This window comes from Pseudomonas sp. GM80 (assembly GCF_000282515.1).
GTDB lineage: Bacteria > Pseudomonadota > Gammaproteobacteria > Pseudomonadales > Pseudomonadaceae > Aquipseudomonas.
In genome coordinates this window covers 32,947-47,784 of record NZ_AKJD01000066.1, presented here as the reverse complement: position 1 = coordinate 47,784, position 14,838 = coordinate 32,947, and the positions used below count along the sequence as shown (strand labels likewise).

Sequence of the window (14,838 nt, the reverse complement as noted above, 5' to 3'; positions counted from 1 at the left end):
CCTGCCTTGAAACACCCTGACAAGGCAAGCCCCGGAGTGCGCCTCCCGTTAGAACATTTCACCCTTTGCCGCTTTGTCCAGCAGCAGCGCTGGCGGGGCGAAACGCTCGCCATATTGCTCGGCCAGGTACTGCGCGCGGGCGACGAAGTCCTTCACGCCGTATTGATTGATGAACTGCAACGCACCGCCGGTCCATGCTGCGAAGCCGATGCCGAAGATCGAGCCAATATTGGCGTCCGCCGTCGAGGTCAGCACGCCCTCCTCCACGCAACGCACGGTTTCGATGGCTTGCACGAACAACAGCCGATCACGTACGTCCTTCGGCGAGATCTGCCCGTCGGCCTTCTCGAAACGCGTTTTCAGTTCCGGCCACAAATGCTTCTGGCCACCGGCCGGGTATTCATAGAAACCACCGCCAGCAGCCTTGCCCGGACGTTTGTATTCGTTGAGCAGCAAGTCAATCACGGCGAAGGCCGGATGCTCAATCAGCGGTTTCCCTTCTGCCTGTAGGTCTTTGGCCGTTTGCTTGCGGATATGACTCATCAGGCTGAGGGAAACTTCGTCGGAGATCGCCAGAGGCCCGACCGGCATCCCGGCCTTGCGCGCTTCGGTCTCGATCATCGGCGCGCTGACGCCTTCGCCGAGCATGGCGATGCCTTCGTTGGTGAAGGTGCCGAAAACCCGCGAGGTGAAGAAACCGCGACTGTCGTTGACCACGATCGGGGTTTTCTTGATTTGCAGGACGAAATCAAAACCGCGCGCGAGGGTTTCGTCGCTGGTTTGCGCGCCTTTGATGATTTCCACCAGCGGCATTTTTTCTACCGGACTGAAGAAATGCAGGCCGATGAATTTGCTTTGATCCGGCACGGCGCTCGCCAGTCCAGTGATCGGCAAGGTCGATGTATTGGAAGCAATAACCGCATCTGCGCCGACCACCTGCTGCGCGGCCAGAGACACCTTGGCCTTGAGCTCACGGTCCTCGAACACCGCTTCGATGATCAGATCGCACCCGGCCAGATCGGCATCGCTTTCGGACGGTGTGATCCTCGCCAGCACTTGATCACGCTGCGCAGCATTCATCTGGCCACGGGTGACCTTTTTGTCCAGCAACGCCGCCGAGTGCGCTTTGCCTTTCTCGGCAGCCGCGAGGTTGATGTCCTTGAGCACCACCTCGATCCCCGCCGAAGCACTGACAAACGCAATCCCGGCGCCCATCATCCCGGCACCGAGTACGCCAACCTTCTGTGTTTTATAAGGCGCAAAACCCTGAGGCCGCGAACCACCGGCATTGATTTCGTTGAGCTGAAACCAGAACGTACCGATCAGGTTTTTTGAAATCTGCCCAGTGGTCAACTCGGTGAAATAACGGGTTTCAATCAGGTGCGCAGTGTCGAAATCCACTTGAGCGCCTTCCACCGCTGCGCAGAGGATTTTCTCCGGTGCCGGCATTGTCCCTTGGGTTTTACTGCGCAGAATCGACGGTGCAATCGCCAGCATTTGCGCAACTTTCGGGTTCGACGGCGTACCGCCAGGAATCTGATAACCCTTCACATCCCAACGCTGCACCGCCGTCGGATTGGCGACGATCCACGCGCGCGACTTGGCCAGCAACTCTTCGCGATCCGCCGCCAGCTCATCAATCAAACCGGCCTGCAAGGCTTGTTGCGGCCGCACTTTCTTGCCTTCGATCAGATACGGCAGCGCTTTCTCGATTCCGAGCATGCGCACCATGCGCACCACCCCGCCGCCGCCCGGCAGCAGGCCGAGTGTCACTTCCGGCAGACCGAGCTGCACCGACGGTTCATCCAGCGCCACGCGGTGATGGCAGGCGAGACAGATTTCCCAACCTCCACCCAACGCCGCGCCGTTAATCGCCGCGACCACTGGTTTGCCGAGGGTTTCCAGGGTGCGCAGTTGCCCTTTGAGGGTCAGCACCATGTCGTAGAAAGCTTTGGCTTCGGGCTTGCCGACTTTGATCAGCTCATTGAGATCGCCGCCGGCAAAGAAGGTCTTCTTCGCCGAGGTAATGATCACGCCGGCAAGGTTGTCTTTTTCCGCCAGCAGTCGGGCGACGCACGCGGCCATGGCCTCGCGGTACACGGCGTTCATGGTGTTGGCGCTCTGGCCCGGCATGTCGATGGTCAGCACGACAATGCCGTCCTGAGCTTTTTCGTAACGAATGGCTTCGCTCATAACAAGGTTCCTTGAATTTCGGGGCTCAGAGGCGTTCGATGATGGTGGCAATGCCCATGCCGCCGCCGACGCACAGCGTCGCCAGGCCATAGCGCAGGCGCCGCGCTTCCAGTTCATCGAGCAGGGTGCCGAGGATCGCGCAACCGGTGGCGCCCAACGGGTGGCCCATGGCGATAGAGCCGCCGTTGACATTGACCTTGGCCGGGTCGACGGCCATGTCCTTGATGAACTTCAACACCACCGAGGCAAACGCCTCGTTGACCTCGAACAGGTCGATGTCTTCGACGCGCAGCCCGGCCTTGGCCAATGCCTTGCGGGTGGCCGGCGCCGGGCCGGTGAGCATGATGGTCGGGTCGGTACTGGTGACCGCCGTGGCGACGATTCGCGCCCGAGGTTGCAAGCCCAGCGCGCGGCCCTTGGCCTCAGAGCCGATCAGCATCAACGCGGCACCGTCGACGATCCCGGAACTGTTGCCCGGTGTGTGCACATGATTGATCCGTTCGACATGGCTATAGACCCGCAGCGCGGTCGCGTCGAAGCCCATCTGCCCGATCATTTCGAAACTCGGCTTGAGCTTGCCCAAGCCCTCAAGGGTCGATTCGGCGCGAATGAATTCATCATGATCGAGCAGGATGATGCCGTTCTGATCCTGCACCGGCACCAGCGATTTGTTGAACGAGCCGTCCGCCCGCGCCCGTGCGGCTTTCTGCTGCGAGTGCAGCGCGTAGGCATCGACGTCCTGACGGCTGAAGCCTTCGAGGGTGGCAATCAAGTCCGCACCAACGCCTTGCGGGGTGAAATGACTGTGCAGGTTGGTCTGCGGGTCCAGCGCCCAGGCGCCGCCATCGCTGCCCATCGGCACCCGTGACATCGACTCGACGCCGCCAACCACCACCAAGTCTTCGAAACCGGAGCGCACTTTCATCGCGCCGAGGTTCACCGCCTCCAGCCCCGAAGCGCAGAAGCGGTTGATCTGCACGCCCGCGACGCTGACGTCCCAATCAGCCACTTGCACGGCGGTCTTGGCGATGTCCGAACCCTGATCACCAATCGGCGTGACGCAACCGAGCACCACATCATCGACCTGGCTGGTGTCCAGCGAAGTGCGTTCGTGCAGCGCGGTCAGCAAACCGGCCAGCAGATTCACCGGTTTGACGCTGTGCAGGGCGCCGTCTGCCTTGCCTTTGCCACGGGGCGTGCGTAACGCATCGAAAATCAAAGCTTGGGTCATGACGTCCTCGAACCTGTGCGGTGAGTGATTGCTTGTGCCTTCACTCTTGACCCGCGCGGTCGCGGATTCAATGACCACAGCGCTCAATGCGGTTGACGCACACGCTCAGACGGACGGTCATCGGGCGTCGGGTGAACCGGTTCAGGTCGGCGAGTTGTCTAGCCAGCGGGCGGCAAAGAAGCTGGCAATACGCCTCATGCCTTTTTAATCGCAATTTCTTAAAGCTCCATATGAAATGGATCTAAGCCAAGCGTGACGCGGGCCCTAAGGTAGTACTTGTACGTCAGAGTCGTCGGGTTTTGCCGAGGCCGGCGTCCTTCAACAGGAAGTGCACCGCTTGCCGTCATGGATATGCAGGCAGGCATCAGGAAATAACAATAAAGGCGGTCAAGCCATGTTCAAACAACCGAAAGTTCGTCAAGCAGGGCTCATTCTTTTCGCCACGACGCTGTTGTTGATTTTGCCGAATCTGACCAAGGTCATCGGCTGAATCGAGCGGCAGGTAGATCTATCGCCACTGAATATGTGACTGGCCCGCTACCCGGGCCAGCGTGGCTGTGCCAACCTTTGCGCACATCCACGACATGGACGGCGATCATTTGAAAGCGCTCATCGTATTCGGGGCCCTGCTGCTGAGCATGCCCTTGTCTGCCGCGCAGTTGCACTTGCAACTGGGCGAAAACAGTCGCACCTGGCAGACCGAGGAGTTGCTCAAGCATCCTCAGGTGCAAAGCATCACCATCAAAAACGACGTGTCCTACAAGAAGGAAATGGTCTACCAGGCCGTGCCGGTGGCCGCGTTATTGACCGGGATTAAACCCGAGGATCATCTACAAGCAGTCGCACTGGACGGCTTTGCTGCGGAATTGGCGGCGGCGCCATTGCTCAATGGCGAAGGCGCCCGAGCCTGGCTGGCGATTGAAGATCCGGCGCATCCGTGGCCACCGTTGTCGAAAGACAAGCACAGCGCCGGACCGTTTTATCTGGTGTGGACGAATCCGCAGGCGGGCAACATCAGCCCCGAGCAGTGGCCGTTTGAAGTGGCGAGCATCAAGCGCATGGCGCCGGTGGCGGAGCGCTTCCCTGCCCTGCTGCCTGATCCGGCGTTGAAGAAAGATGATCCGGTGAATCTGGGTTTTGCGTTGTTTCAGAAGAATTGCCTGGCGTGTCACCGATTGAACGGTGCCGGGGATGCGCAGTTCGGGCCGGATCTGAATATTCCTTACAGTCCGACGGAGTATTTCGGGGTGGATTTCTTGAAGCGATATATTCGTGATCCGCAGAGTTTGCGCCAGTGGCCGCAGGCGAAGATGCCGGGGTTTTCGGCAGAGGTGTTGCCGGAGGGGGATCTTGATTTGCTTGTGGGTTATCTCAAGCACATGGCCGGACGCAAAATTAAGCCCTGAAACCTTGAGCCTTGGGTGGCTATCTCTGGCCTCATCGCTGGCAAGCCAGCTCCCACAGGTTATGCGCTGACTTTGAATCAGCGGTAATCCTGTGGGAGCTGGCTTGCCAGCGATTGCGGTACCTCGGATCTACTGTTGTTGCACGGAGATGATCGGGGTCGGTGAGACGAATACTTTCGCGTGCATCTGCTCACACCCACCACCCCGGCGCATGCCGCGCACCGGGCAGGCGTCGAGGTAATCCAGACCCACCGCCAGCTTCAAATGCCGCTCCGGCCGCGCCAGTTCGTTGGTCACGTCAAAGCTGTACCACGCGTCATCCAGCCACGCTTCGGCCCAGGCATGGCTGGCCAGATGCTCGCAATCCTCGCTGTACAAATACCCCGACACGTAACGCGATGGCACGCCCAGACTGCGCGCGCAGGCCAGAAACGCGTGGGTGTGATCCTGACAAACCCCGGCACGCCCGGCGAAGGCTTCAGCGGCGCTGGTGTCGACCTCGGTGGAACCCGGCGTGTAGGTCATGTGCTGATTCAAGCCGTGCATCAGATCGATCAACGCCGTGCGGTCGCGCCGCTGCTTGCAGGACTTCTCGGCGAATGCGCGCAAAGCCTCGTCCGCCTCGGTCAACCGGGTAAAGCGCAGAAACGGCAGCGCCGACTGGCTCTCGTGTTCAGCCTCGCGCAATTCATCGATATCAACCTGACCACGCGCGCCGATGATGATCGCTTCGTGCGGCTCGTCCATGGTCAGCACATGCAGGATGTTGCCGAACGGATCGAGTTGCGCGCGCACCGGACGCGGCAGGTCCAGTTGCCAGCTCAGCACATGTTGACGCTCGCTGTCGTGGGGGGTCAGCCGCAGGTACTGGATGCTCGCCCGCACCTTATCTTCGTAGTGATAGGTGGTCTCGTGGCTAATGGAAAGTCTCATGCAGCCTCCAGGTAGGAACTGTGAATGGCGTTACCCAACTGGCGCACCAGCGGGATGAATTCGGTCAGCCAGGCATGCAGGCCTTCCTCGAGGATTTCGTTGATGCCGGTGTAGCGCAGGCGCGCGTCCATTTCGGCGGCCAGACGTTGCGCGGGACGCCCGTTGGCACCGGGCAACTGCGCGAGAATCTGGTCGATCTCTTCGGTGCAGGCGCGCAGCGAACGCGGCACGTCGGCGCGCAACAGCAGCAACTCGGCGACGTGCCGCGCGCCCGGCGCATCACGGTAGATCTCGGTGTAGGCCTCGAACGATGACAGTGCGCGCAGCAAGGCACTCCATTGGTAGTACGCGTGGGCCGTGCCGTCGCTGACCGCTTCAGCTTGATCGCCAGCCATTTCGTAGCGGGCATCGAGCAATCGCAGCGTGTTGTCCGCGCGCTCGATAAACGTGCCGAGACGAATGAAACGGAACGCATCGTTGCGCATGATCGTGCCGTACGACGCACCACGAAACAGGTGCGAACGCTCCTTGATCCACTCACAGAAACGGCTCATGCCGTAGCGGCTCAGGCCCTGTTCGGCGATCCCGCGAATCTCCAGCCATGTCGCGTTGATGTTCTCCCACATGTCCGCCGTGATGCGTCCGCGCACTGCATGGGCACTGGCTCGCGCGGCGCCGAGGCAGCTGTAGATGCTCGCCGGGTTGGCCGCGTCGAGGGCGAAAAAGTGCAGCAAGCGTTCGGCATGCAGCGCGCCGTGACGCTCCAGATAATCCTCAAGGGTGCCGGTGATCAACAGCGGCATTGCCAGTTCGTGCAAGCCATCACCGCGACCGTCCTGCGGCATCAGCGACAGCGAATAACTGACGTCGAGCATCCGTGCGAGGTTTTCCGCCCGCTCCAGGTAACGCGACATCCAATACAGATCCGAGGCAGTTCTACTTAACATGGCAAGCTTCCTTCAATCCTCGACCACCCAGGTGTCCTTGGTTCCGCCGCCCTGTGATGAGTTCACCACCAGCGAGCCTTCGCGCAGCGCGACGCGGGTCAAACCGCCGGGCACCACGCGGGTTTCGCGCCCGGACAAGACAAACGGGCGCAGGTCGATATGGCGCGGCGCAATGCCGTTTTCGACAAAGGTCGGACAGGTCGACAGCGACAGCGTCGGTTGCGCGATGTAGGCGTGGGGCTTGGCCTTGATACGTTCGCGAAAGGCGTCGATTTCGGCCTTCGTCGACGCCGGCCCGACCAGCATTCCGTAACCGCCGGAGCCTTGGGTTTCCTTGACCACCAGATCTGGAAGATTGGCCAGCACGTGGGAAAGTTCAGACGGGTTGCGGCATTGCCAGGTCGGCACGTTTTTCAGGATCGGTTCTTCATCGAGGTAGAAACGGATCATGTCGGTGACAAACGGGTACACCGATTTGTCATCGGCCACGCCGGTACCGATGGCATTGGCCAACACGACGTTGCCGGAGCGATAGGACGACAGCAGACCCGGCACGCCGAGCATCGAGTCCGGGTTGAATGCCAATGGGTCGAGGAAGGCGTCGTCGAGGCGGCGGTAGATCACGTCCACCGCTTTCGGGCCGTCGGTGGTGCGCATGAAGACTTTGTCGTCACGCACGAACAGATCCGCACCCTCGACCAGTTCCACGCCCATTTCCCGCGCAAGAAATGCATGCTCGAAGAATGCACTGTTGAAGCGCCCCGGCGTCAGCACCACGACGCTCGGGTCATCGATCGGGCTGGAGCTTTTCAGGGTGTCGAGCAGCAGGTTCGGGTAGTGATCGATCGGCGCGATGCGCTGCGCGGCGAACAGCTCCGGGAACAGACGCATCATCATCTTGCGGTCTTCGAGCATGTAGCTGACGCCGCTCGGCGTTCGCAGGTTGTCTTCGAGCACGTAGTAGGTGCCGTCGCCATCGCGCACCAGATCGACGCCGGAGATATGCGAATAGATATCGCGGTGCAGATCCAGGCCTTGCATCGCCAACTGGTATTGCTCGTTGGCCAGCACCTGTTCGGCGGGGATGATCCCGGCCTTGATGATGCGTTGCTCGTGATAGAGGTCGGCGAGAAACATGTTCAACGCCTTGACCCGCTGGATGCAGCCGCGCTCGACGATCCGCCACTCGCTGGCGGGGATGCTGCGCGGAATGGTATCGAAAGGAATCAGCCGCTCGGTGCCCTGCTCGTCCCCATAGAGCGTGAAAGTAATCCCGGCGCGATGGAACAGCAGATCGGCCTCGCGTCGCCGTTGGGCCAGCAGCTCGTCAGGCGTGTCGGCCAGCCATCGGGCGAACTCCCGATAATGCGGGCGAACCTGGCCGCCGGCGTCGTACATCTCATCAAAATAGGTGCGGATCATGCCGTACTCCTTGTCACCCGGACCTACAGGCCTTCGCAAGGCCCGTGCCATCGGCATAAACGCTTTGATTTCAATCGGTTGGATATTCACGCCGCAGGCGCCGCACCATTCCTGTGCGGCAAATGCCCCAACCTGATTGCCCCCGCTTCATTGCGACGCACTGCATCGCCTATTAGCAGCATAGTCAGAGTTGATTTCACTGCCCGGCGCCGCTTGCGGATAATCCGCGCATTCGCTGCAAAACTTCGCCGCTCACAGCATTGCGAAGTGCTCAGCTCAACTGACCTTGACTGCCCCGGCAGCCCGCCCCGCTTTAACCTTGACCGGTTTGCTCTGCTTATCCGTCTTCCCTTTTAGCCACCCTCTCCGGTGGCTTTTTTTTGCCTTTTGGAAATGTTTTGAAAGCAAAAGCAAAAGATCGCAGCCCCCAACAGCCCCACACCGATTACATGTAGGAGCTGCCGAAGGCTGCGATCTTTTGATCTTCTATCTATCGACTCAATTCAACCGGTGGCGGCTACGCACCTCCTGTTTCACGCCCCATCCCTCGATTATCCCGCCCAAGGGTTCGACCACCGCCGAAAAGCCCTGCTCGAAATCGCCAATATCGTCATACGTCGCATACATCACTTTGCTCAATTCCAGCGCCCACGCGCCATCATCGCGCACACTGACCTGGGCATTGATGGACTCACCACGAAATTTGCCTGCCGCCCTGCGCGCCCGCTCCTCGTCCGGGAAAATGGCGTAGAACTCGATGGGATGGAATCGGGAAAAATCGAAACCGCCTTCTTTCATGCGGCGCAGAACATTGCTGCTGATGTCTTCTTGATAGGCTGTGCTCATGAATCGTCCCCCTCACATAGATGGATAGACTTTCCGTATTCCCGCCCCGGGCCTCTGGCCAAAGTACGACGGCAACGTGGTTGCACGCGGGAACAAGCATGTAGCTGACAAGACCAGACCTTAGCGATCCGTTCGCTGATCTCGCTTGCAGAGTAGCCCCAAGTCAGAGCTGCTGCCAAGGCCTGGTGTCAAGGTGACAGGAAGAATGTCAGACGGGAGTGATGCTGCGGATTTCAATGCTGTTCTGGGTTTTCAGGCTTTTCGCCCCGGCGTCGGGGGTGCGCCCTTCCAGATCGTTCAGATCCAGTGCGGCGGCCACGGGCAGAAGCTTCGCCTTGATCAGTTGAGCGGCCTCATCGTCACTGGGGCATTCCGCGCGCTCGAACACCTCATCGACAATTTCACCATGATCGTCCACGAAAGTGACTTTCCACTTTTGCATCGGTGCCTCCTCGATCAAACCCGCAAATGGGCTTACACCTAAATCGACTGGTGCGCCGAAAGTTGGTTCAAAAGGATTACAACGCACGAACATGAAAAAAACGACATCTATCACTGTAGGAGCTGCCGCAGGCTGCGATCTTTTGATCTTGTTTTTAATATCAGAATCAAAAGATCGCAGCCTGCGGCAGCTCCTACAGGTTCAGTGTCAGTCGTTGCTTGGCTTGTTGATCGCTTGCAGCACATATTGCGGCAAGGCGAACGCGCCGATGTGGATTTCCGGGTTGTAGTAGCGGGTGACGATGCCGCTGCCGATGAAGCGCTGTTGCAGGGTTTCACGGCTGAGCTTGCGGTAGGCCGGGTTGGTCGAACCCCACGCAAATGTCATCGAACCACCGATGTAGGTCGGCACCGCCGCCTGGTAGAAGTGCCAGTCCGGGAACAGGCTTTTCAGGCGACCGGCGGTGGTTTTCACTTCGTCGATCTGCATGAACGGCGTGCCGTTCTGGGTCACGAGGATGCCGCCTTCATTCAGGCAGCGGTGGCAAGCCTGATAGAAATTCTCCGAGAACAGCACTTCGCCCGGGCCGATAGGGTCGGTGGAGTCGGAGATGATCACGTCGAATTTTTCCGTGGTGGTGGCGACGAAACGCATGCCGTCGTCGATCACCAGGTTCAGCCGTGGATCGTCGTAAGCACCGCTGGAGTGGTTCGGCAGGAATTCTTTGCACATGTCGACCACGGTGCCGTCGATCTCGACCATGGTGATGTGCTCGACACCGGCATGCTTGGTCACTTCGCGCAGCATGCCGCCGTCACCGCCACCGATGATCAGCACGCGCTTGGCGCTGCCGTGGGCAAGGATCGGCACGTGGGTGAGCATTTCGTGGTAGATGAATTCGTCGGCTTCGGTGGTCTGGATCACGCCATCCAGCGCCATCACTCGGCCCATGCGCGGGTTCTGGAAGATCACCAGGTGCTGGTGTTCGGTGCGCACTTCGTGCAGCAGTTTTTCCATGCGAAAACGCTGGCCGTAGCCTTCGTAGAGGGTTTCCAGGTACTCGCTGGTTTTGGTGACGGTCATGGTGAAGTGCTCCGATGAATGCGCGGGCGTCAATCGTGGGGACGATTGCCCGGGAAAGGCGCGCATTCTACGTTGCCGAAGATGACAGGTCGAACCTCACAACCATAATCCCTGTAGGAGCTGCCGCAGGCTGCGATCTTTTGATCTTGTTTTTTTACAATCAACATCAAAAGATCGCAGCCTGCGGCAGCTCCTACATAGGTGCGGTCAGATCCGGACGTTGCCGCGCGGTCCGGCGATTGCCCAGATGATCAGGCCCAGCACTGGCAGGAGGATAATCAGCAGCACCCAGACGATTTTCATCCCGGTGGTCGCGCCGCTTTTCAGTACGTTGATGATGGCCCAAATGTCGAGGGCGAGGATGATCAGGCCGATCAGACCGTTGAACGTGGAACCCATGGTGTCGCTCCAGAATAGTGGCATGCACTTTTAGGATAGACGGTCGCGCGCAGGGTTCCCTTTTATTGCACTCAGACGTGAACGGCGATCTTCAGGGCTTCCAGCGCTGGCGCGGCGGCGATGCCGACTTCGGCGCACAGGTCCAGCACCCGTGGCACGTCGTTGCCGAAGACCAGCACCATTTGCAGCTCATCGTCGAGCAGCTGGCTGAAGTTCATCAGCGTGTAACCGCCGTTTTCCTTGTTCATGCTGCTCATCTGCACCTGGATGCGGTTGAGTGCGGTCAGGGCTTCGGTTTTCGCCAGTTGCTTGGGCTTGAGGTTGAAGTCGACGCCCGGGCCGAATGAAGCGACGATCTGCGCAAACAGATCGACGTAGGTGTCGGCCTGGAACAGCACGGTTTCCGGCAGGCTGCCGACCACCACCCACTCGCCCAACGGGATCGGGAAGGTGTCGTCGTAGTTGATGTCGGGATTGGTTGTCAGAAAAGCACCGGCATCGGCGTAGGCCTGTGCGGCTTCGTCGGCGACGTTCAGGATCTCGTCCTCGGCCATGCAGCCGGAGCTGATTTTGCTGATGAGTTCGGCGAGTGCGGCTTTCATGAGGGCGGATCCTGTGGAAGGTGAAATTTGAGGGCGCGGAGGATAGCGCACAACGCAAAAGATCGCAGCCTGCGGCAGCTCCTACAGAGGGATCAGTGTAGGAGCTGCCGCAGGCTGCGATCTTTTGACCTTATCAACCCAACAATTTTTCCAGCTGCGCCGTGGTATCAACCGCGCCCATGGTGCGCGCCGCATCGAGTGCCGTCACGCCATTGGCGTCCTTGGCCTGTGCATTGGCGCCTTTGCTGATCAGGTAATCAACGATTTCAACACGGTTGAACATCGCCGCCATCATCAGCGCGGTACGGCCATCAAACGACGAACCTTCGATCTCGGCACCCGCCTCGACCAACGCCTTGACCACCGCCAAATCACCTTTGAACGCCGCACCGGCAATCGGGCTTTGGCCGTTGCCATTGCGCATTTCCGGATCGGCTTGGTGTTTAAGCAGCACATTCACGGCGTCAACATGACCGTAATAACTGGCGAGCATCAGCAGCGTGTCGCCCTTGCTGTTCTTCAAGTTGACCGGCAAACCGGCGCTGACCAGGCGATCAAGCATCTCGGCATCACCGTCGCGCGCCTTGTTGAAAACCTGCTCGGTGAATTCGGCAGCTTCTTCAGGGGTCATCTGGCGGCTTTGGTCGGACATGGGGCAACTCCACTTTCGGTCAATCGGAAAGCCGACAGTTTCCCGAGCGCGACGAAAACTGTCACCCCCTTTTTCTCAAGATGATCTATAGCCACAATCAATAACGGTACTTGCCTTGATTGATTTCAGCCAACACTGCATCGGTCACCTGTACGTAAGTCTCGCTGCCCGGCAGCCAGGCGAAGATCGGATCGTCGCCTGTCTGACCGGGATCGAAACCTTCGTTCTTCAAGCGGGTTTTCTGGTACTTGAAGGTACCGGTGGTTTCCATTTTCACCTTCACCCGCAGGAAAAGCGGTACCGCATACGCCGGCATGCGTTCACGGATGAAGCTCAGTAACGCGGCGAAATCCAGCGTCGCGAGGGACTCGGACGGCGTGATGGCCGCCATGCCGGCGCGCCCGTTGGTGTTGCGTATTTCGACGCCATACGCCACGGCCTCGGAGATCTGCGGGTGTTGCAGCAAGAGGTTTTCAACTTCGGTGGTGGAGACGTTCTCTCCCTTCCAGCGATAGGTGTCGCCCAGTCGATCGACAAATTGCGCATGGCCGAAGCCGATGTTGCGCAACAGGTCGCCAGTGTTGAAAAAGCGGTCGCCCTTGCTGAATACATCCTGCAACACGACCTTGGCGGTTTTCTGCGGATCGGTGTAACCGTCCAGCGGCGCTTTCTCGTCGATCCGCGCCAGCAACAGGCCCTGATCGCCCTTGCCGACCTTGCGCATGAAACCGTCGTCGCTGCGGATCGGCTCGCCACTGTCATGGTCGTAGGCAACCAACTCCCAAGCCATCAGCGAGAAGCCGATGGTGTTGTCGAAATTGAGGACGTTGGTGAAACCGATGTTGCCGTCGCTCGCTGCGTACAGCTCACAGATGTGATCGACCGCGAAGCGCGTCTTGAACTCGGCCCAGGCGCCGGGGCGCAAACCGTTGCCGATCATCTTGCGCACCTCGTGGCGGTTGTCGTCGGCGCTGGCCGGTTGATCGACCAGATAACGGCACAATTCGCCGACGTAACCGATGGTGGTCGCGCGATAGCGGCGCACGTCGTTCCAGAACTGGCTGGCACTGAACTTGCGCCTGATCGCGAAGCCCGAGGCGCCGTTGACCGCCGAGCCCCAGCACACGCAAAGACCGGTGGCGTGGTACAGCGGCAAGGTGCAATAAACGACGTCGTCAGGGCCCATATTGAGGGCGATCAGGCCGAAACTGGCGGAGCTGCGCATCCAGCGGCCGTGCTTGAACACCCCGGCTTTGGGCAGGCCGGTGGTGCCTGAGGTGTAGATGTAGAAACACGGGTCGTCGAAAAACACCTGCTGGCTGCTCGGCGGATTATCGCTGCAGGCGTCGGCACTGGCGCTGATCAGATTGACGTAGCTGTCGGGCGCGATGCCCGGATGGCTGTAAGTGTCCTGATCGGCCACAAACCAGACCCGCTGGGGCACAATCGACACTTGCTCGCGCACGGCGGCAAATGCGGGCAGCAATTCTTCACCAACAACAATCGCCACCGGCGCCACCAGGTTCACGCTGTGGATCAGCGTGTCGCGCGTTTGCGAGGTGTTGAGCAATGCGCTGACCGCCCCGACCTTGGCCAGCGCCAGAATGGTCACCAGCAATTCCGGACGGTTTTCGATAAACACCGCGACCACGTCGCCCTTGCCGATGCCCTGCCCGCTCAGATAATGAGCGATGCGGTTGGCCCACTGGTTGACCTGTGCATACGTCAGCGACACATCGCCCTGCAATAACGCAGGCCCGTGCGGATTGCGCAGGGTCGCTTGCTCGAAGGTCCAGCCAAGGCCACAACTCTGTGTCGGATCCGTGACGTTGGCCACCTTCATGCCTTTGACCACCCGCGGGATGGCTTTGGCAATCATCGGCAGCTTGCGGAGCATCATGCCCCAGGTAATCGTGTCGCTTGGCGCGTGACTCATGGAAGCTCCCCGTTCGACCTTGACGTGCAGGTCGGTGTTTTTATTGTCGGGCAAAGGCTGATACGACCGACGCATCCGAGCGCGGGCCGAGATCGAAAATACGTCAGCGCTTCTCGGGCTGTACACGCGGTTTTTGCAATGTTTTGTATCCGCTGACGTGGCGGGCGCGGAGCTGATCCCCGGGTCAGCGTTTGGTTCCGTAGAAATGATCACGATCCCGCAAAATGCAGGATGCACGATGGCCACTCATGCAGATTGCACGACGCCTTGAAAAACCATTATTTTCAAGCCATTGATTTATAACGATATTTTTTTAATCAAATGCTGGCACAAACTCTGCAACCTCCTCTGCATGCTTGCCATTCAAGTGCATACGGAGCTGAAAGACATGAGCCTGATCCAAGAAAAATTTACCTCCCTGTTCTCCAACTTCGACGTCACCACTGCGCCACGTCCCGATGGCGGGATCCTGCTGACCTTGCGCAGCAGCGATGGCAAAGTGTTCAAACGTGCACTGACTTATCAACAACTGCATGCTGGCGACCAACTGTCGTGGGCGATCAGCGCAATCCGTCGTGACCTCGCGGAACAAGCCAGTGAGCTGCCGCAAATCGCCATGCTGCAAAGCCAGCAGCGTTTTGCTCTGCCGACGTATCACTCGCTGTAAGTTTTAAACCGCCTTAAACAAAACAGGCCGTGGAGCTCTCGCTTCACGGCCTGTTTTGTTTGTGCGCGATCGCTAACTC

14 protein-coding genes are annotated in these 14,838 nt (G+C 59.3%); 2 read left to right on the top strand and 12 right to left on the bottom strand.

The features are described from left to right. Window positions 1–48 precede the first annotated feature (48 nt). Window positions 49–2,193 carry a 3-hydroxyacyl-CoA dehydrogenase NAD-binding domain-containing protein gene (locus PMI37_RS11665; protein ID WP_008080958.1) on the bottom strand — a complete coding sequence of 715 codons (2,145 nt, stop codon included), beginning with the start codon at window positions 2,191–2,193 and terminating at the stop codon, window positions 49–51. A 25-nt stretch (window positions 2,194–2,218) separates the two neighbouring features. Continuing rightward, entirely contained in the window at window positions 2,219–3,424 is a 1,206-nt protein-coding gene (locus PMI37_RS11660) for an acetyl-CoA C-acetyltransferase (RefSeq protein ID WP_008080956.1), read from the bottom strand. A gap of 584 nt (window positions 3,425–4,008) precedes the next feature. Between PMI37_RS11660 and PMI37_RS11655 the strand changes: the two genes are divergently transcribed. Further along, window positions 4,009–4,830: a c-type cytochrome gene (locus tag PMI37_RS11655; RefSeq protein WP_008080954.1), complete on the top strand. Its 822-nt coding sequence runs from the start codon at window positions 4,009–4,011 to the stop codon at window positions 4,828–4,830. Window positions 4,831–4,959: 129 nt separating this feature from the next. Here the strand turns inward: PMI37_RS11655 and PMI37_RS11650 are convergent, their stop codons facing one another. The 10 genes from PMI37_RS11650 to PMI37_RS11605 all read right to left on the bottom strand — a co-directional run bounded on the left by PMI37_RS11650 (window position 4,960) and on the right by PMI37_RS11605 (window position 14,092). After that, entirely contained in the window at window positions 4,960–5,763 is an 804-nt protein-coding gene (locus PMI37_RS11650; RefSeq protein ID WP_008080952.1) for a transglutaminase family protein, read from the bottom strand. After that, the gene (locus tag PMI37_RS11645; protein WP_008080950.1) at window positions 5,760–6,710 is read right to left on the bottom strand and encodes an alpha-E domain-containing protein; all 951 of its coding nucleotides are present in this window, start codon (window positions 6,708–6,710) and stop codon (window positions 5,760–5,762) included. Before PMI37_RS11645 ends, PMI37_RS11650 begins: the two co-directional genes overlap by 4 nt. Window positions 6,711–6,722: 12 nt before the next feature. Continuing rightward, a complete protein-coding gene (locus tag PMI37_RS11640) occupies window positions 6,723–8,132 on the bottom strand; it encodes a circularly permuted type 2 ATP-grasp protein (RefSeq protein WP_007914061.1) in 1,410 nt (469 codons plus the stop codon). Window positions 8,133–8,630: 498 nt separating this feature from the next. After that, entirely contained in the window at window positions 8,631–8,978 is a 348-nt protein-coding gene (locus PMI37_RS11635; protein WP_008080948.1) for a ribonuclease E inhibitor RraB, read from the bottom strand. Between the two features lie 208 nt (window positions 8,979–9,186). Next, complete coding sequence (locus tag PMI37_RS11630) at window positions 9,187–9,420, bottom strand: hypothetical protein (protein ID WP_008080946.1); 234 nt, start codon at window positions 9,418–9,420, stop codon at window positions 9,187–9,189. 207 nt (window positions 9,421–9,627) lie between these two features. Beyond that, the gene (gene speE / locus PMI37_RS11625) at window positions 9,628–10,503 is read right to left on the bottom strand and encodes a polyamine aminopropyltransferase (protein ID WP_008080944.1); all 876 of its coding nucleotides are present in this window, start codon (window positions 10,501–10,503) and stop codon (window positions 9,628–9,630) included. A gap of 207 nt (window positions 10,504–10,710) precedes the next feature. Continuing rightward, window positions 10,711–10,902 (bottom strand): PLDc N-terminal domain-containing protein, encoded by a 192-nt coding sequence (locus tag PMI37_RS11620; RefSeq protein ID WP_007914053.1) that lies wholly within the window; start codon window positions 10,900–10,902, stop codon window positions 10,711–10,713. Window positions 10,903–10,973: 71 nt separating this feature from the next. After that, window positions 10,974–11,504 carry a hypothetical protein gene (locus PMI37_RS11615; RefSeq protein WP_008080941.1) on the bottom strand — a complete coding sequence of 177 codons (531 nt, stop codon included), beginning with the start codon at window positions 11,502–11,504 and terminating at the stop codon, window positions 10,974–10,976. Window positions 11,505–11,637: 133 nt separating this feature from the next. Continuing rightward, window positions 11,638–12,156 carry an ankyrin repeat domain-containing protein gene (locus tag PMI37_RS11610; RefSeq protein WP_008080940.1) on the bottom strand — a complete coding sequence of 173 codons (519 nt, stop codon included), beginning with the start codon at window positions 12,154–12,156 and terminating at the stop codon, window positions 11,638–11,640. A gap of 97 nt (window positions 12,157–12,253) precedes the next feature. After that, on the bottom strand, window positions 12,254–14,092 hold the full coding sequence (locus PMI37_RS11605; protein WP_008080938.1) for a long-chain-acyl-CoA synthetase: 1,839 nt from the start codon (window positions 14,090–14,092) through the stop codon (window positions 12,254–12,256). A gap of 388 nt (window positions 14,093–14,480) precedes the next feature. On the opposite strand from PMI37_RS11605, the gene PMI37_RS11600 reads away from it, so the two are divergent. Further along, on the top strand, window positions 14,481–14,759 hold the full coding sequence (locus tag PMI37_RS11600; protein ID WP_008080936.1) for a DUF3509 domain-containing protein: 279 nt from the start codon (window positions 14,481–14,483) through the stop codon (window positions 14,757–14,759). Window positions 14,760–14,838: the final 79 nt, after the last annotated feature.